The organism is Leptospira kobayashii (assembly GCF_003114835.2).
GTDB classification, from domain to species: domain Bacteria; phylum Spirochaetota; class Leptospiria; order Leptospirales; family Leptospiraceae; genus Leptospira_A; species Leptospira_A kobayashii.
On the sequence record NZ_AP025028.1, the window covers coordinates 410700 to 425758 of the forward strand.

Genomic DNA, 15059 nt, shown 5'->3' on the forward strand with positions numbered 1-15059 from the left:
GGGGGGAGTCCCATGGAAAGAAACCAATTACTTCTCTTTCTCAGTTTTTTACTTAGCGCCGTAGCAACTTTACTCGGCATTGTTCAAATCGCCACAAGCTCCGGCTCCGGCCGCTTTTCCGCAGGAACAGGCGGAGGATTATTCCAAACTTCCGAAATCGGTGCGGTTGTTCTCAACATTGGCGGAGAAATCCATTCGGGCGAATCCACATACGATTCCACCGGTGCGGATACCGTTTTACGTGAGTTACGTGATATCGGAGAAGATTCGAATATCAAAGGAATTCTTGTAGAAATCAATTCTCCCGGCGGAACGGTTGCCGCTTCCCAGGAAATATTCAACGAACTACTGGAACTTCGTAAAACCAAGAAGATAGTCGTATCTATGAAGGATGTTGCCGCTTCCGGCGGTTATTATATCGCTTCGGCTTCGGATTATATCTTTGCTCATAACGGAACCATTACCGGTTCCATCGGAGTGATTTCCTTCAGTCCCAATTTTAAAGGGCTAATGGATCGTTACGGAGTATCCGTTCGAACTTATAAAGCGGGAAAATACAAAGACATGTATTCTCCTTTCCGGGATTCCACTCTGGAAGAAGACGAAATGATCAACAAACAACTCACGGACACCTATCGTCGGTTTGTTGAGGATGTTGCCAAAGGCAGAAACAAAACCGTCAAGTCGGTGGAAGAACTTGCGGAAGGTAAAATCTATTCGGGAGAAGATGCGTTTCGAAACAAACTGGTGGATGATATCGGAGGAAGAAGGGAAGCTCATAAAAAACTTTCCGAGCTTTGCCTTTACGACGGCTTAATTCCTCTGATCGAAAAAGAAATCACTCCCTTCGATCGCTTTTTGCAATCAATAGGAGTTCTCTTTGAAGGGAAAGCATTGCAAGCGCATAAGTTGAGTTTGCTTTTCCAATCGCAAGTGCTTGTGATTTTACCCAGTTCTCTTGGAAAATTGAGCTTATGATTCGGGATTTGTTTTATGATTTTGTCGATCTTTTGGAAATAGTATTCCTCGAACCGCTTCGTTTTCCGGAAGAGATGAAAGAAATCCCTTTGGCGAGGGGAAACTCCACGCATTGGGCTTTTGCCATACTTTCCGCGCTCAGTATTGCGACCGGGATGAGTTTGTTATCACCGCCTTACACAATAGGTACGATCGGATTTTTGATTTTCGGTTTTTTTGCCAACCTGATTGCGGTTCGCTTTTTTCCCTTTATATTTGTAATCATTTTCGATTATTACGCGCAAGGGAAAGGGCGCAATGCAAAGGTTAGTGTTTTTCTAAGCTATGCCCGTCATTCGGTCTTAATCTTTATTTTATTTGCGCCATTTTGTACCGTTTTGCAAAACCTTGGCTTCGGCGGACGAGGGATCGGACTTTTGGTCTTGATTTTTCATTTACTGGTTTATTCGCTTCTTGTGGGTCGTGGTGCAAAATACATCTACGATTTAAAAGATAAAGATGCGTTCAAATTCGGATACACCGCACTCGGTTTGAGTATTTTATTTCCTTTATTGTTCAATCTTTACACGGCCACAACCATATTGCAGTCATTAGCTGGAGATTTTTAGTTGAATATATTGATTACCAATGATGATGGAATTTCTTCCAGTGGAATCAAAGCTCTCGAATCCGAATTAGGAAAAAAACACAATACATTTCTGATTGCACCTCTCAAAGAACGTTCCGTAACTTCCATGGCACTTACTGTTTTTCAATCCATGAGAGTGGAGCGAATCAATGACAATCATTACATTGCCGACGGATTTCCTGTGGATTGCGTAAACATAGGATTGTATGCCGAGATTTTTCCTTCTATTGATCTGGTATTGTCCGGAATCAATCGAGGAGTGAATATGGGTTACGATGTTCATTACTCAGGCACTGTCGGTGCCGCAAAACACGGAGCTTTGCACGGAGTTCCTTCCTTGGCGGTGAGTTCGGGAAGGATTGATCCGGAAGACGGATATGAAAAAGAAGCAGTATTGGTAAGTGAGTTTTTGGATTTATATTTTAAAGAGATTGCTCCCGGAGAAGTTTGGAATTTGAATTTTCCTCCTGAAATTGCCGGAAATGGAGGATTGGATCAATTGGTATTTGCCAGACTCGGTCGTAGACGTTATACGGAAAAATACGATAAAAAAACAATCATCGGTGGAGTCAGTGAATTTCAATTGAACGGAAGTCTTCTGGGGCATGACCAGGATGCGGGAACCGATTTTGAAGCCTATTATCAGGGAAAACTTCCTGTCACCCCAATTCAGTTGGATCTGACTCATTATTCCCGTTTGGACGGAATAAAAAAGATTTCCAAATAAATATCCGGCCGTTTCCTATTGATGATAAGGTAAATAACTTAGATGGCAGAAGATTACGTCGGTTATATGCAAAAAGGGAATTATGCTTTGGCATTGACCCTGATTGATAAAGAAATAAACAATTCTCCAAACGATCCTGTTTTGCATTATAATTTTGCATTATGTTGTTTTCAGACAAAAAATTTCAAAAAATCCATTCAGGTTTTCGATCATATCATTCAGGAATATCCCAAGTTCATCGAAATCGACAACGTATATCGTTTGAAGGTATTTTCTTATATTGAATTGAAGGATTGGGATTCCGCCGAAAAACTCATTCAAGAAAGATTAAAGTTGTCTTTGAATGATCCTAAGTTGCTTTCTTTCCTGGCTCATATTTATGAATACACTCATCGTCTGAATGAAGCGATTGAAATTCACCGAAGGATTCTGCAAGGTACGCCCGATTACAGGAACAGCTTAAACTCGTTAGGTTATCTTCTGGCTTTGAAAGAACATCCGACCGAAGCGGAAAAGAAAGAAGCAATCGAATCATTGAAAAAGGCTTTGATGTACGATCCTGAAAATCCTGCTTACCTGGATTCCTTCGGTTTTTTGCTCCAAAAATCCGGAAATCTGGAATCTGCCTGGAAAGCCTTTCAAAAAGGTTTGAAACAAAACCCAAATCACCCCGTTCTTTTGGAGAGATTGAAGAGTTTGCGAAAATAATCTCTCCCTTTTGTTGACACGGCACTTCTTGCCAAAAAACTGGAGAATCAGAACTACTTTCGGGATGTAGCGCAGTGGTAGCGCATCTGTTTTGGGTACAGAGGGTCGCAGGTTCAAATCCTGTCATCCCGAGTCAGTTGTTCTATCTGACCCGGTAGCTCAGCTGGATAGAGCAACTGCCTTCTAAGCCGTTGGTCGGGGGTTCGAATCCCTCTCGGGTCAAGTTCAGTCAGATATGGTGGATGTAGTTCAGCGGTAGAGCCCTGGTTTGTGGTACCAGTCGTCGCGGGTTCGAATCCCGTCATCCACCCACCTCAATCATCAGCAAAGCTGATTCCAAATCCAATTATTTTCGATTTAACATAAAGAAGTTGGGGTCTGAACGATCGTAACAAATGTGAAATTTATTTGACCCTCATACAATCTTTGTATATATTTAAAAATCATGAATCAGACTGTTAATATTTCTTTTGAAAAAACTCTTTTAAAGGAAATTGATAAAATTGCTAAGAAAGAACATAGATCGAGATCGGAGCTGATTCGTGAGGCGGCGAGAGCCTATATAGAAAAAAAGTCCAAATGGCAAACTATCTTTGATTTTACTGCAAATTCCAATAGTAAGAAGACCTTTTCGGAAAACGACGTCTTGGATGAAATCAAGTCGATTCGAAGTAAAAGAAAAGTTTCTTAATGCTCAAAATTCTTTTAGATACGAATATCTATATATCTGCGATTTTGTTTAAAGGTAAACCTAGAGAGATTTTTCAAGATCTCATAGATGAAATTTATACAGGTTTCATCTCAAGGGAAATTTTGGATGAGATTGAATCTACTCTTTCTAAACCTAAATTTAATTTGAATGATGATTTCATTCAGATTGTCCTTTCCGAAATCAGAGATATTACGGTTTCAATTAAAAATAAACCTATTTCCGATTATTTAGAGTTAAGAGATAGAAATGATTATCATATTCTTGGAGCTGCATTCTCCGCAAAGGTGGATTATATTATTTCCGGAGATAAAGATTTACTTTCTTTAAAAAGGATCAAAGATTTTGGTATCATCTCACCTGATGAGTATTTGAAGATTAAAGAAAAACAAAACTAAATATTTTTTTGTGATTGCGGTCGTTCTTGTAAGAAACCCAAATTTCAACTTATATATGAAACAACCAAACAATATCATATTGGCCGATTCAATTTCCGCATTCATCGGTGGAATCGTCACACTCGCTTTGTCTTCCTTACTTTCCGAATGGTATCATTTGTCTAGCGCACTGATTTTATTCATCGGCTTTGTAAATATTTTATACGGATGTTATTCCGGATTTATCAGCTTTCGTCTGTTATCTGGAAATTATATTAAAAATGAGTTTGTTATCATCCTTATTATAGCGAACTCTCTTTGGGCAGGACATTGTTTTACTCAAGTCTGGTATTTGCAGGATATCTCTTCTATCTTCGGACTATTACACCTTGGCTTGGAAGGACTTTATGTTATCGGATTGGCTTATTTGGAAGTCAAGTTTTTACTTTCCATTCTAAATCCGAAGAAGCCCTGAGCTTTCGGAAGCGGAGCATCTTTTACGGTTGATCACCCGTGAGTTCTATGGAAGTATATTTCTAAAGGATTTATTATGGAAGCAAGTTTCTGGCACCAAAAATGGGGAAAAAATGAAATCGCTTTTCACGAAAGCGAAGCCAACCCCCTGTTGTTAAAATATTTCAAGGAACTCTCTTTACCAAAAGGTAGTCGCGTATTTTTACCGTTATGCGGCAAGACTCTTGATATCCCTTGGCTCATTTCCAATGGCTATCGCGTTGCAGGTGCTGAATTGAGTAAAATTGCCATTGAGCAATTGTTCGCTGGACTGGGAGTTGAACCGAAAATATCCAGAGTCGGAGAAATGGATCACTACAGCGCAGAAAGTATCGATATATTTGTAGGCGATATATTCAATTTATCCGCCGAGATATTAGGCCCAATCGATGCAATTTACGACAGAGCTGCCTTAGTGGCTTTGCCTCTTGAGATGCGAACTAGATACACCGGGCATTTAACCGGGATTTCTGCTAAGGCACCTCAGTTGCTCATTTGTTACGAATACGATCAAAACTTGGTAGCAGGTCCTCCCTTTTCGATCAGCAATGAGGAAGTGAAGCAACACTATGCGGGTATTTATAATTTAACTTTCATTGAAAGTAGGGACGTACCCGGTGGATTGAAAGGAAAATGTCCGGCAAAAGAGAATGTATGGCTCTTGCGAAACGACTAATGCATATATTATGCGATATTTCGTATAACTTCGATTTGTCTTAGATTCGAAGCGTCTCTGGCAGGAGGCGTGCCGAAGAATCTGGAATATTCACGATTGAACTGCGATACACTCTCGTAACCGACTTCAAAAGCGGCATGCGATACCGGATAGCCGCTAAAGACCAAAAGTTTTCTTGCTTCAAGTAGCCTTAATTGTTTTTGAAATTGAATGGGACTTAAGCCGGTTATTTGTTTGAATTGGCGGTGAAACGTAGTAACTCCGATGGCTGACTTCGCAGCCATACGTTTTATTTCCATTGGCTTAGTAAAATTTTTCCGAATCCATTGAATGGCTTGGTTGATACTTGGTCCCTTTTGTGTTCGACAAACTTGTCTTAAACGCCACCCTTGCGGACCAAGAAGCACTCGATAAAGGATTTCCCGTTCATAGACAGGAGCAAGTGCCGGAATATGTTCAGGAGTCTTCAGAAGCCGCAACATTCGTAACCATGCTTCGAGAAAATCCGTTGTCGCTTCACAAGCTGCAAACTCAGTAGTAACTTTTTCTTCATAAAGATCATCGGGAAGATCCTTCAGCAAATCCAATAGCGAGTTTTGATTTATAGAAAGACCCACAGATAAATACGGAAGTCCGTTCGGGCCCTGATGTACACGTCCTGTTGCAGGAATTTCCATAGGCACAACGAAATAGGCGGGCGGCTTTAAATTGATCACTTGGTCACCGATCGAAATCGTTTTCCTTCCCTGAATAATTACGCCAATCATCGGTTCATAGATTGCCGCAAGTTGATGTTCAGGCACCTCACCTTTGATGATCACTACGCCCGGCAAATCCGTTGCAGTTGGCTCGGTTTTGGCATTAGAAGTTAGTTGACTGATCTCGTTCAAAATCTCTTTCATTTTGCTATGATACCATAAATGATAGTTTTAGGCTTTTTATGAAACAAAAAATCAAAAAAAACAAGATATTTATTCAAATGAAATTCATCGATCGGTATTATTAGGCAATAAAAAAGTACAATCGGATCTTCTTCGTTTTTTGAAATCACCTATAATGATGATTAATCATTGCTGATTTAAGGAGAATTTTATGAAAGTAGCAATCATCACAGGTGGGAGTAACGGGATCGGAAAAAGCACAGCTCTTGAACTGAGCAAACGTGGAATCGGTGTTATTCTTACCTATCATTCCAATCAGAAGAGCGCTGAGGATGTCATTAGAGAAATCGAAAAAAACGGCACCGCCCGTGCGGTAGGGTTAAAATTGGATCTGAGCCAAAAATCGACTTTCGAGGATTTCACTACGGCTGTGAAAAAGAATCTCGAAGAAGTTTGGCAAAGAAAAACTTTCGATTATTTGGTGAATAACGGTGGAATCGGTGGCGGGATGATGTTCACCGATATGACCGAAGATTATTTTGATAACATACTCAATACGAATTTCAAGGGACCGTTTTTTTTAACACAGAAACTCGTCAAACTAATCGAAGACGGCGGACGAATTGTTAATACCTCAAGTAACTCAAGTTCCATAACTCCTCCGGGATATTCCGCTTACGGATCATTGAAAGCAGCTTTATCAACTTGGTCTCGTTATTTGGCGAAAGAACTTGCCCCACGACAAATCCGCGTAAATGCGGTTTCTCCCGGCCCGGTTCACAGTAATTTTGGTGACGGAGTTTTTGACAAACATCCTGAATACATTAAACCCTTGGCAGAGCAGACTGCGCTGGGTAGAATTGCTAAGCCCGATGATGTCGGCAAGGTCATTGCAAACTTGTTATCGGATGACTTCGGCTGGGTTACAGCTCAAGATATTGAAATTTCGGGTGGTTTTTTGCTTTAAGCCTGCACAGCTTTTTCGAATTACATTGGGCATGGGCCATTTACAGTTTTGGAATATATTCAGCTAACAACTGATACTGTATGTGGCCGTGCAATCGGATTAGAAATCCGAGAGGATATCGTTAAAAAACCTATCAATGATTTTCAACTCCTCCGGCTTGAAACTTGCAAAAATTTCATGAAGCTTTTTATTTTCTGTGTCATGAAATTTTTTATGAATATCAAAAGCGACCTTTCCCTTTTTAGTCAGGGAATAAAGAATTTCTTTCCTATTGTTGTCCCGCTTGCGTGCCTCGATGAACTTTCGATCCACCATTCTGGATGCGATTTTTGAGACGGCTCCCTTCGTCATGCCCGTTTGTTCGGCTATAAACGTTACGTTGGGCTCTTCATGACTTCCGATACAATCAATCACATGCAGTTCCGAAAGAGAAATGTTCCGGACCATCTCGGGGCTCGCACCGCGTGCGGTCAGCATTCGCAGAATTACTTTCTGATGTTTTTCTTCAAAGTTGCGATTATGATCCTGTAATAAAATCAGTTTTTGGATCATAGATTGGATTTCCGGATTCGCTTTTTTCACTCCTATTCCTTTGGAAAAATTCCTTACGAAATCGTAAATCGTGAAATATTATGATGTCAATTCAAAATATTGTTTACGGGGAAACAATATTTTGGAATACTCCATTCATTATTGTATCCATGGAAACAATAATGAAGAGGGCTTATGAAACCGGATTTCAATGTCAAAATCGAAAAGAGCTTAATCGATCGGGTAATCGGAAATATCACCAATGTAATCATCAAACAGAGAATGTCCGAAAAGAAATGGATCATAGGTTCTTTATTCATCGGATGCGTAATTTTTGGGTTTTCGCCGGGACCGATTCATTTGATCAATGATCCTTCCAGATGGGAATTGCGTGAACAGTTTGTTTATCTAACAGGATTGTGTGCGATGTCTCTAATGGTAATGTCAGTGATCCTTTCCTTACGTTTTGAACGAATTAATCGACTGGTGGGAGGATTGGATAAGGCTTATATAGTGCATAAGTGGACAGGGATTTATTCTCTTATATTTGTAATACTTCATTGGTCTACCGAAACAGTTCCTCATTGGTTGGTAGAATTGAATATAATTCCGAATCCGGGAGAATTGGGAGACAGCAGTGGTTTCTCCGAATTGGAAATTGCCCTTTTTCAAAGCGGTACTTTGATCGCTGAAATACTGTTTTATGTGTTTATAATACTCGTTACCATTGCTCTATTCGATAGAATCTCCTATCGTTTCTTTCGTGTTACTCATAAGATTTTTCCCGGCGTATTTCTTTTGCTCGCATATCATGCTGCTACCGCTCCGCTTAAAGAACATTGGTTCACCAGTCCTGCCGCTTATTTCTTGCTTATTCTTTTAGCAATCGGTAGTTATGCGGCAATTATAGGATTGTTTCAGCAAATCGGCAAGTCGCGTAAAGTGGAAGCGGTGATTCAAAATATTGAACTTCACGAAAATGGTATACTTGATATCCGCTTGCAAACATTGGATAAACCGTTCCTGCATCAGGCAGGACAATACGCGTTCCTACAATTTGCACATAACAAAGAACCCCATCCTTTTACTATTGCATCTTCAGGAGTTAATCCGCATATATTACGTTTTGCCATTAAAGGTTTAGGTGATTTTACCAAAGAATTAAACGATCGTATTGAAGTCGGACAATATGTTAAAATAGAAGGGCCTTACGGTGAATTCAAATTTGAAGATAATAGCGAAAGGCAAATATGGATTGCAGGAGGGATAGGAATCACACCATTTATCGCGCGCTTGGAGTATTTATCAAACCAGGGAGGCACAAAAAAGCCGATTGATTTTTGGTATTGTACCCGCGGTGATTTGGATAATCAATTTCCTTCCTCGTTGCAATCCTTATGTGAAAAAAACGGAATCAACTTTTATCATTTAAACTCAAATAAAAAGGAATACTTAACAATTGACAGACTCAAAACAACAATTGGCAATTTTAATAATTCAAGCATTTGGTTTTGTGGTCCTGGCGATTTTGCAAAATATATAATGAAAGGATTGAAATCAGCGGGATTTGATATAAATGATTTTCATTATGATAGTTTCAGCATGCGTTAGTATGTTATCGTTAAAAAAAATACGACCGTACCCTCCATCTTTGCGGGATACGGCCGGTAATTTCATTGTTTTTTAACAAATGCAACCAATTGATCAAGCGCGATTCCCCATCCTTCGTGGAAACCCATGTCTTCATGTTTTTTGCGACTTTCTTCATCACTGTGCATGACTGTTGCGATGTATTTGCAACCTTTTTCGTGTGGTTCCAATGCAATGATCGCCGTAACATAGAACGGATGATCGTTGATGCTATGAGCAGAAGGGCGAAAGCCCGGTAAAAGTCTGTCGGTCCAGGTGAGCCTTTCATTCGGAATCACTTCCAGATAACAACCGATATTCGGAAATTCCTGACCTTCCGGTGAACGCATAACAGTGTAAAAAATCCCACCCGGGCGAAGATCGATTTCGCAATCTATGGTTTGCCAAGGTACAGGAGTAAACCATTGTTTGATATGTTCCGGAGTGGTCCATGCTTTCCATACCAATTCCCTTGGCACATCTACAATTCTTTCCAAGACAAGGTCAAGTTTCGGATCTAGTTTCTGCTCTTTCATTTTTCTTTCTCCTTTAGTTTATACAAAAAATTATCAAGTTGATCCAGGCGTTTTTCCCAAATAGAACGTTGTTCTGTCATCCAATGCTCCGCTAATTTGAGTTGTTTGGGAACAAGATGGTAAATTCGCACTCGCCCTGTTTTATATGATTTCACCAACATACATTCTTCCATCACGGACAGATGTTGCATAAAAGAGGGCAATGCCATATTGAATGACCGGGCTAATTCTCCTACCGCAGCAGGACCTTCACTGAGTCGTTCTATCACGGCACGGCGGGTAGGGTCTGCAAGGGAATGGAAAACAGCGCTGATAGTTTCAGAATTGTTAGGCATCTACCTAACTATTTTCGGAACGGATACTTTGTCAATTTTATTTATGACCGTTTATTTTTGTAGATGCTTTCAAAGAAGGTCAATCCTCATTCTCTACAAACGATTTTAATCTAAGTAGAGTTTTATCCCATTGTTGTGAGACTTGATTCAAGTATTCTTTGATTTCTTCTATCGGCTCCGAGTCAAATTCGAACAGACTTTCCCGGCCGATTCGAACACTTCGTACGATGCCTACACCCTCCAATACTAGCAAATGTTTGGTGATTGCCTGTCTGGAAAGTTTTGTACCTTCCGTAAGCTGAGAAATGGAGCGCGGCCGGCCTTCGCTAAGTTTTGCAACTAAGGATAGTCTTGTTTCATCACCGAGGGCCGCAAAAACGGGTGCATGCATTTTCCGTTTAGGGGAAGTTCTTTTACGGACGGCGCGCGACATGAGCCTCTATGTTTTTCATCTGTTCTTCCCAGCCACCTTCATTCATACGGAATGCATCGAATCTACGATCACTTGGCACTCGGTCAAAGCCCGATTCTGTGAGAGAAAGTAATGTGCCTCCGGGGATCTCTTTCAATCTGAACTCCACTGTTGTAGGTATTTCTTTGGAATAATCGATTTTGGGATCGATTGCATAAGGATGCCAAGTAAATGAAAAGAGTTGTTCCGGTTCCATTTTTTGTACGGTAACCTGCCATTCAATATGTTCGTAACCCGGGTAAGTGATATACCCTCGTGAAACTTGGCCGGGGACAAAGGGGCCATCCAGTTTCACCAGAAACCATTCTCCAAATTCCCGATGATCCGTTAGTGCACGCCAGACCCGTGAAATCGGCGCTTTCAGTTCGATATTTTTTTCAATACGATCTTTCATATTATGCAACCTTTTGATTGCATAATAACTATTCAGCCAAAAAAGGCAACCTTTTTGTTGCGTATTGTTTCGAAATTAAATAAAATTTATCTTTATCGGAATTTCGGGAACCTTTTGCCCATCAAAGGGTTCTTTTATATGTATTTGATTTCAATCTTTGGAATTGAACGGGAGAATTGATGAAAGCAGTACTAGGAACAACTCAGTTGATGGTCGTTCTATTTTTGAGTTTTGCAATCTTTGCTTGGGAAGGGAAAGAAGGTAAAAACGGAGAACGGGAAGGGCGGGAACCTAGAGGAAAATTAACGGAAGAACAAAAGAAATGTTTGGATGAAAATCTCGGAAAACCGACGGAAAGTACGAAGAGAGATCCGGAACTGGCTAGGGCCGCATTTGAGAAATGCGGAATCAAACCGCCGGAAAGAAAAAATGACGGAACTTAAATCAGGGAGGAGATGATTGGAAAAGAGTTCTTATCAATTGGTTTTCAGCCATTCGATAAGAACTTTATCGAATAACTCTGGTTCTTCGAAATGAACTGCATGACTACTTTTTTCAAATATATGATAGGTAAGGTTTTTGAATTTTTCTTTTATTCCATCCCATGTGTGAGCCGGAGGAACCAGGTAATCATAACGCCCCAAACCTAAAAAAACGGGAACATCCATTTTTTCCAATCCTTTAGTAATGTCAATGTCCCTGAAGATCTCTCCCCAAACATAATCGAACATAGTCATATTTACTTCCACATCCGCCCAAAGTTCAGATGCATCGAAATCGTAGTCATACCAGCTTTTTGCTCCAGTTAACAAGCAAAAAGTGATAAATGCTTTCGATGGGTCTTTGGAAATGGCGTCACCCAATTGACTCATCCCTTTGGCTAGAGCAGTCTTTCTTTCTTGCGCCGCAGTTAGATCAAAATGTTTATCCGACTCCGCATGGTTCTCTGAAGAATGGCTGGGCGCGAAACAAGTTAATACCAAATGAGATACATTTTCAGGGTATTTTTTTGCATATTCTAGAGCCATATAACCATGACCTGAATGGCCCATAAGAATCAGTTTCCCCAAATCTAGTTTTTTTCTAAGAGACTCTATGTCTTCGACGAGTAATTCCAACTCGAATTTTGTTTTATCTTTCACTAGGTTGTTTGGAGCGAAGCCCCTATGATCTGCAAAAACCAGTTTGAGATGATTACGAAGATTTTGAGAATAAGTTCTTTGATAATAAAGAGCGCTTCCTACAACCAGGGCAGGTTTTCCTTTTCCTTCGATGATGTATTGAAGATTGAACTCATCATTGCGAAATGTTTGAATTACGCCATTGTACATAATGAAGGACTATTTTTTTAAGCTGGTTGCAAAGTCCAGATTTTTTTAGATTCTAAAACTACCTCGGAGAAGATTGAAACCAATCGGGAAGTTCCGGCATTTTATCTTCCATCCATTCCCAATCGCCTAATACGGTAACAACGGGAGAATTGCCTTCTAAGGCTAATTTCAATCCACGTCCTAAATCGTCTCTACTAGTATGTCGATAAGGACTATTCGGAAATTTTTCTTGGAAAGCTTGCTCTTCGTGCATCCAAGCATAATCCAAAAAGAAATCTTGGAATTTTTTTCCTGATTTTTCCCACTCTTCTTTCAGTATGTTCATTTCCTGATGATCCGTTTTTTTTATGGATCGTTGTAAAATCAAAGAGATTCCCCTAACACTTTTGGAGAAAAAAGTTCCTGCACGAATGATTCTTCTGTTAGGTGGAGACGTGAACGCCCATTCATCCATTTGTTTTTTTACATATCCCATAGAACCGTAAAAAGAATATGTGTGCGGTAGCCAATAGAATGCGGAATAAGCAACCGTGATCTTCGGTTTGAATTCGGTTTCCAGAAGGATCATCGGATCATAAGAAATACTCAAAGCGTCGGAGAGAGCTTTTTTTGTAGTTGCCTTGATAGGAAATCCGACTTCTCCGAGGGCGGGTGTATAAATGATAGCTTCCCATTCCGATGAGAGATTGTTTGATTTTAATTGCTCTTTAACGTTGGTCACAATGTTCGGATCCGCGTAAATTCGTTTTAAGGTAATATCCGCGCCTTCCACATTTGATTCGCTAGTCGTAGATGCAATGAGAACGGCCTCCGGTGCAAGATGACGCAAGGTTTGAAGGGCGGATTGTCCGGCTTCTCCGGAACCACCAATGATAAGATATTGATTCTTGGACATAAATGATTCAGATGATTTGTTTTTTCCAGTTTGTCAAGTGGCTAAAAAATGAAAATTGGATTGCTTGTTTTGAAAAAATAATCTTTTATATTAGAATCTACTTAGACATGAAAGCAGTTCTCACTTGCACTCATTGCCGCGCGCAGCATCATATTACTGAAGCAAAGATCCTTGGAAAAAAAGGAAAATTTTTCTGTAAGTCTTGTCGTGCTGAAAATAATTTCAATTTCAAAAACGACTCCGCTCAAAGCGGCTCGGCATTCTCTTATGATCTAAACTTCTCGGGTGATTTACCCACGAATCCTGTAGTCGGTTGGTTCGAAGGGAAAAAGTACGAAGAATTGAATTTTTACTGGATTGAGGATAAATTGGAAATCATTCCTTCCTCCGACGGAAGTTTGAAAAAAGAATTATCTATTTCCATTCTTGGTTTGTCGTATCCGAGAAAAATCAAAGGTTTCCGATTTGATGTAATTCCGGGAGATCCGGGAAGCCCTCAGAGGCAGGTTTTAGGATTAAGAAATTTTACCACTAATTCTAGTTATAGACTCTCGATAACCGTTGCGGAAGAAACGGAATCCGCGGTTACAGGGCTTATTTATCTGGCACTTCCCGACCCGGACAAAACATATTTGTACGGGAAGTATAAAGCGGAAAAGATACATATCATCAACTTTCTGGAGAACGGAAGTTATGATAAGAATCTTCCGAGCTATCTGTCTAATTTTGTATCTGCAAAAGCGTATTCTTTGGCAGGAAGTATTTTATATCTTCAGGAATGTTTCACTCGGCTTACGGAAGAAGAGAAACTTCAATTACTCAAACTTTTGATCGAGTCTTGGGTGGTTGATTCCTCTTCAGATTCTCATAAGTTCGGTTTCACGGAAGAAAACGTAGTATTCAATTTTATTTTGTCGGAAAAAAAGATGATGGAGTCTCTCGTCTTTTTTCTAGCCAATCATGTATTGCCGTCTAACGAGATTTGGGCGATCATTGAAGATAAAATAAAAAATCACCCTTCTCTTGAATTTGCTTTTTTACCGGTATTTAAAAAAAGATTTCCGGATGAGATCCAAAGGATTCTAGGAAATAAAGAACAAATATCTCCTGTCTCCTTGGAAAGAGATCCTTCCGTTGCTATCCAAAAAGATGACCATGTAAGTCTTTCCGCTTTATTGGATGCAGGTCTACCGGTGGACTATTTAGTAGAGGACGAGAAGGTAAACCCGTTCGGCTTTAACATTTTGCATGAATCATTTTACGGACTGGGTGCGAAATGCGGGCTCCTTTTATTGGAGAAGGGATCAAATCCGAATTTTTTGGATAAAAACGGAGAAACCCCTCTTTTTAAAATTTGTCAAAACAACGAAATGTCACTCAAAGACAAGGTTCTGCTTCTTGACGCAATATTACCTATGCATGCCAATATAGATCATCAATCTAACAGTGGTATGACGGCTTTGCATTGGTGTTCTATGTTTTGTGAGCCTACTATCGCAAAAAAACTCATTCAGTCGGGTGCCAACATCCATCTATTGGATAACCAAGGTTTTGCGCCAATGCATGAAGCATGTAGGTATGGAAATACATCCGTCCTGGCTTTATTATTGGAAGCCGGAGCGGATGCGAAACTTTTGGGAAAAAACGGTAAAAGCGGGCGGGACTTTGCCACTCATGAACTTGAAAATGCGGAATTGGAAGGTGATGAGGAAAAAAAAGCCAAGTTTCAAAGAATTCTGTCTTTACTCGCCGTTTACGGCGGTTAGTTGCTC

At 40.1% G+C, this 15059-nt stretch carries 20 protein-coding genes and 3 tRNA genes; 15 read left to right on the top strand and 8 right to left on the bottom strand.

What is annotated here, in order from left to right; all coding sequences use genetic code 11:
• Positions 1 to 12: 12 nt before the first annotated feature.
• From sppA to tmpT, 11 genes are all read left to right on the top strand, one after another.
• Complete coding sequence (sppA, locus tag DI077_RS01940) at positions 13 to 978, top strand: signal peptide peptidase SppA (protein WP_109022048.1); 966 nt, start codon at positions 13 to 15, stop codon at positions 976 to 978.
• The gene (locus DI077_RS01945) at positions 975 to 1586 is read left to right on the top strand and encodes a hypothetical protein (RefSeq protein ID WP_242935310.1); all 612 of its coding nucleotides are present in this window, start codon (positions 975 to 977) and stop codon (positions 1584 to 1586) included. Before sppA ends, DI077_RS01945 begins: the two co-directional genes overlap by 4 nt.
• Complete coding sequence (gene surE / locus DI077_RS01950) at positions 1587 to 2333, top strand: 5'/3'-nucleotidase SurE (protein WP_109022049.1); 747 nt, start codon at positions 1587 to 1589, stop codon at positions 2331 to 2333.
• A gap of 42 nt (positions 2334 to 2375) precedes the next feature.
• A complete protein-coding gene (locus DI077_RS01955; protein ID WP_109022050.1) occupies positions 2376 to 3041 on the top strand; it encodes a tetratricopeptide repeat protein in 666 nt (221 codons plus the stop codon).
• 60 nt (positions 3042 to 3101) lie between these two features.
• A tRNA-Pro gene (locus tag DI077_RS01960) sits at positions 3102 to 3173 on the top strand.
• A 16-nt stretch (positions 3174 to 3189) separates the two neighbouring features.
• A tRNA-Arg gene (locus DI077_RS01965) sits at positions 3190 to 3263 on the top strand.
• Positions 3264 to 3279: 16 nt separating this feature from the next.
• Positions 3280 to 3351, top strand: a tRNA-His gene (locus tag DI077_RS01970).
• Positions 3352 to 3486: 135 nt separating this feature from the next.
• The gene (locus tag DI077_RS01975) at positions 3487 to 3732 is read left to right on the top strand and encodes a CopG family ribbon-helix-helix protein (protein ID WP_109022051.1); all 246 of its coding nucleotides are present in this window, start codon (positions 3487 to 3489) and stop codon (positions 3730 to 3732) included.
• Complete coding sequence (locus DI077_RS01980) at positions 3732 to 4148, top strand: putative toxin-antitoxin system toxin component, PIN family (protein WP_109022052.1); 417 nt, start codon at positions 3732 to 3734, stop codon at positions 4146 to 4148. The genes DI077_RS01975 and DI077_RS01980 overlap by 1 nt, the downstream gene beginning before the upstream one ends.
• Positions 4149 to 4203: 55 nt before the next feature.
• Positions 4204 to 4602, top strand: a complete 399-nt coding sequence (locus DI077_RS01985; RefSeq protein WP_109022053.1) for a hypothetical protein — start codon at positions 4204 to 4206, stop codon at positions 4600 to 4602.
• Between the two features lie 75 nt (positions 4603 to 4677).
• Positions 4678 to 5316, top strand: a complete 639-nt coding sequence (gene tmpT / locus DI077_RS01990; RefSeq protein ID WP_109022054.1) for a thiopurine S-methyltransferase — start codon at positions 4678 to 4680, stop codon at positions 5314 to 5316.
• A gap of 8 nt (positions 5317 to 5324) precedes the next feature.
• Here tmpT and DI077_RS01995 read toward each other — a convergent pair whose 3' ends face one another.
• Positions 5325 to 6218 carry an AraC family transcriptional regulator gene (locus DI077_RS01995; protein ID WP_109022055.1) on the bottom strand — a complete coding sequence of 298 codons (894 nt, stop codon included), beginning with the start codon at positions 6216 to 6218 and terminating at the stop codon, positions 5325 to 5327.
• A 190-nt stretch (positions 6219 to 6408) separates the two neighbouring features.
• On the opposite strand from DI077_RS01995, the gene DI077_RS02000 reads away from it, so the two are divergent.
• On the top strand, positions 6409 to 7164 hold the full coding sequence (locus DI077_RS02000) for an SDR family NAD(P)-dependent oxidoreductase (RefSeq protein WP_109022056.1): 756 nt from the start codon (positions 6409 to 6411) through the stop codon (positions 7162 to 7164).
• Positions 7165 to 7263: 99 nt separating this feature from the next.
• Here the strand turns inward: DI077_RS02000 and DI077_RS02005 are convergent, their stop codons facing one another.
• On the bottom strand, positions 7264 to 7746 hold the full coding sequence (locus DI077_RS02005) for a MarR family transcriptional regulator (protein ID WP_109022057.1): 483 nt from the start codon (positions 7744 to 7746) through the stop codon (positions 7264 to 7266).
• Between the two features lie 144 nt (positions 7747 to 7890).
• On the opposite strand from DI077_RS02005, the gene DI077_RS02010 reads away from it, so the two are divergent.
• Entirely contained in the window at positions 7891 to 9306 is a 1416-nt protein-coding gene (locus DI077_RS02010; RefSeq protein ID WP_109022058.1) for a ferredoxin reductase family protein, read from the top strand.
• 62 nt (positions 9307 to 9368) lie between these two features.
• Here DI077_RS02010 and DI077_RS02015 read toward each other — a convergent pair whose 3' ends face one another.
• From DI077_RS02015 to DI077_RS02030, 4 genes are all read right to left on the bottom strand, one after another.
• Positions 9369 to 9860, bottom strand: coding sequence for an SRPBCC family protein (locus DI077_RS02015; RefSeq protein WP_109022059.1), 492 nt, complete (start codon positions 9858 to 9860; stop codon positions 9369 to 9371).
• On the bottom strand, positions 9857 to 10195 hold the full coding sequence (locus DI077_RS02020; RefSeq protein WP_109022060.1) for an ArsR/SmtB family transcription factor: 339 nt from the start codon (positions 10193 to 10195) through the stop codon (positions 9857 to 9859). Before DI077_RS02020 ends, DI077_RS02015 begins: the two co-directional genes overlap by 4 nt.
• 79 nt (positions 10196 to 10274) lie before the next feature.
• Positions 10275 to 10586 carry an ArsR/SmtB family transcription factor gene (locus DI077_RS02025; RefSeq protein ID WP_242935311.1) on the bottom strand — a complete coding sequence of 104 codons (312 nt, stop codon included), beginning with the start codon at positions 10584 to 10586 and terminating at the stop codon, positions 10275 to 10277.
• Between the two features lie 22 nt (positions 10587 to 10608).
• Positions 10609 to 11061 (bottom strand): SRPBCC family protein, encoded by a 453-nt coding sequence (locus tag DI077_RS02030; RefSeq protein WP_109022062.1) that lies wholly within the window; start codon positions 11059 to 11061, stop codon positions 10609 to 10611.
• A 179-nt stretch (positions 11062 to 11240) separates the two neighbouring features.
• Between DI077_RS02030 and DI077_RS02035 the strand changes: the two genes are divergently transcribed.
• Complete coding sequence (locus DI077_RS02035) at positions 11241 to 11504, top strand: hypothetical protein (RefSeq protein WP_109022063.1); 264 nt, start codon at positions 11241 to 11243, stop codon at positions 11502 to 11504.
• A 33-nt stretch (positions 11505 to 11537) separates the two neighbouring features.
• On the opposite strand, the gene DI077_RS02040 is transcribed toward DI077_RS02035, so the two are convergent.
• Positions 11538 to 12392 (bottom strand): alpha/beta fold hydrolase, encoded by an 855-nt coding sequence (locus DI077_RS02040; protein WP_109022064.1) that lies wholly within the window; start codon positions 12390 to 12392, stop codon positions 11538 to 11540.
• A gap of 58 nt (positions 12393 to 12450) precedes the next feature.
• Positions 12451 to 13287 (bottom strand): hypothetical protein, encoded by an 837-nt coding sequence (locus tag DI077_RS02045; protein WP_109022065.1) that lies wholly within the window; start codon positions 13285 to 13287, stop codon positions 12451 to 12453.
• A gap of 107 nt (positions 13288 to 13394) precedes the next feature.
• On the opposite strand from DI077_RS02045, the gene DI077_RS02050 reads away from it, so the two are divergent.
• Positions 13395 to 15053, top strand: coding sequence for an ankyrin repeat domain-containing protein (locus tag DI077_RS02050; RefSeq protein ID WP_167837220.1), 1659 nt, complete (start codon positions 13395 to 13397; stop codon positions 15051 to 15053).
• Positions 15054 to 15059: the final 6 nt, after the last annotated feature.

Excerpts from the sequence above, each read along its gene's own strand:
- DI077_RS02040 (WP_109022064.1), bottom strand. The coding sequence starts at position 12,392 with ATGTACAATGGCGTAATTCAAACATTTCGCAATGATGAGTTCAATCTT.
- DI077_RS02045 (WP_109022065.1), bottom strand. The coding sequence starts at position 13,287 with ATGTCCAAGAATCAATATCTTATCATTGGTGGTTCCGGAGAAGCCGGA.
- DI077_RS01945 (WP_242935310.1), top strand. The coding sequence starts at position 975 with ATGATTCGGGATTTGTTTTATGATTTTGTCGATCTTTTGGAAATAGTA.
- sppA (WP_109022048.1), top strand. The coding sequence starts at position 13 with ATGGAAAGAAACCAATTACTTCTCTTTCTCAGTTTTTTACTTAGCGCC.
- DI077_RS02000 (WP_109022056.1), top strand. The coding sequence starts at position 6,409 with ATGAAAGTAGCAATCATCACAGGTGGGAGTAACGGGATCGGAAAAAGC.
- DI077_RS01995 (WP_109022055.1), bottom strand. The coding sequence starts at position 6,218 with ATGAAAGAGATTTTGAACGAGATCAGTCAACTAACTTCTAATGCCAAA.
- DI077_RS02010 (WP_109022058.1), top strand. The coding sequence starts at position 7,891 with ATGAAACCGGATTTCAATGTCAAAATCGAAAAGAGCTTAATCGATCGG.
- DI077_RS02035 (WP_109022063.1), top strand. The coding sequence starts at position 11,241 with ATGAAAGCAGTACTAGGAACAACTCAGTTGATGGTCGTTCTATTTTTG.
- DI077_RS01975 (WP_109022051.1), top strand. The coding sequence starts at position 3,487 with ATGAATCAGACTGTTAATATTTCTTTTGAAAAAACTCTTTTAAAGGAA.
- DI077_RS02030 (WP_109022062.1), bottom strand. The coding sequence starts at position 11,061 with ATGAAAGATCGTATTGAAAAAAATATCGAACTGAAAGCGCCGATTTCA.
- DI077_RS02020 (WP_109022060.1), bottom strand. The coding sequence starts at position 10,195 with ATGCCTAACAATTCTGAAACTATCAGCGCTGTTTTCCATTCCCTTGCA.
- DI077_RS01980 (WP_109022052.1), top strand. The coding sequence starts at position 3,732 with ATGCTCAAAATTCTTTTAGATACGAATATCTATATATCTGCGATTTTG.
- DI077_RS02015 (WP_109022059.1), bottom strand. The coding sequence starts at position 9,860 with ATGAAAGAGCAGAAACTAGATCCGAAACTTGACCTTGTCTTGGAAAGA.
- DI077_RS01985 (WP_109022053.1), top strand. The coding sequence starts at position 4,204 with ATGAAACAACCAAACAATATCATATTGGCCGATTCAATTTCCGCATTC.
- DI077_RS02050 (WP_167837220.1), top strand. The coding sequence starts at position 13,395 with ATGAAAGCAGTTCTCACTTGCACTCATTGCCGCGCGCAGCATCATATT.
- DI077_RS02025 (WP_242935311.1), bottom strand. The coding sequence starts at position 10,586 with ATGCATGCACCCGTTTTTGCGGCCCTCGGTGATGAAACAAGACTATCC.
- DI077_RS01955 (WP_109022050.1), top strand. The coding sequence starts at position 2,376 with ATGGCAGAAGATTACGTCGGTTATATGCAAAAAGGGAATTATGCTTTG.
- tmpT (WP_109022054.1), top strand. The coding sequence starts at position 4,678 with ATGGAAGCAAGTTTCTGGCACCAAAAATGGGGAAAAAATGAAATCGCT.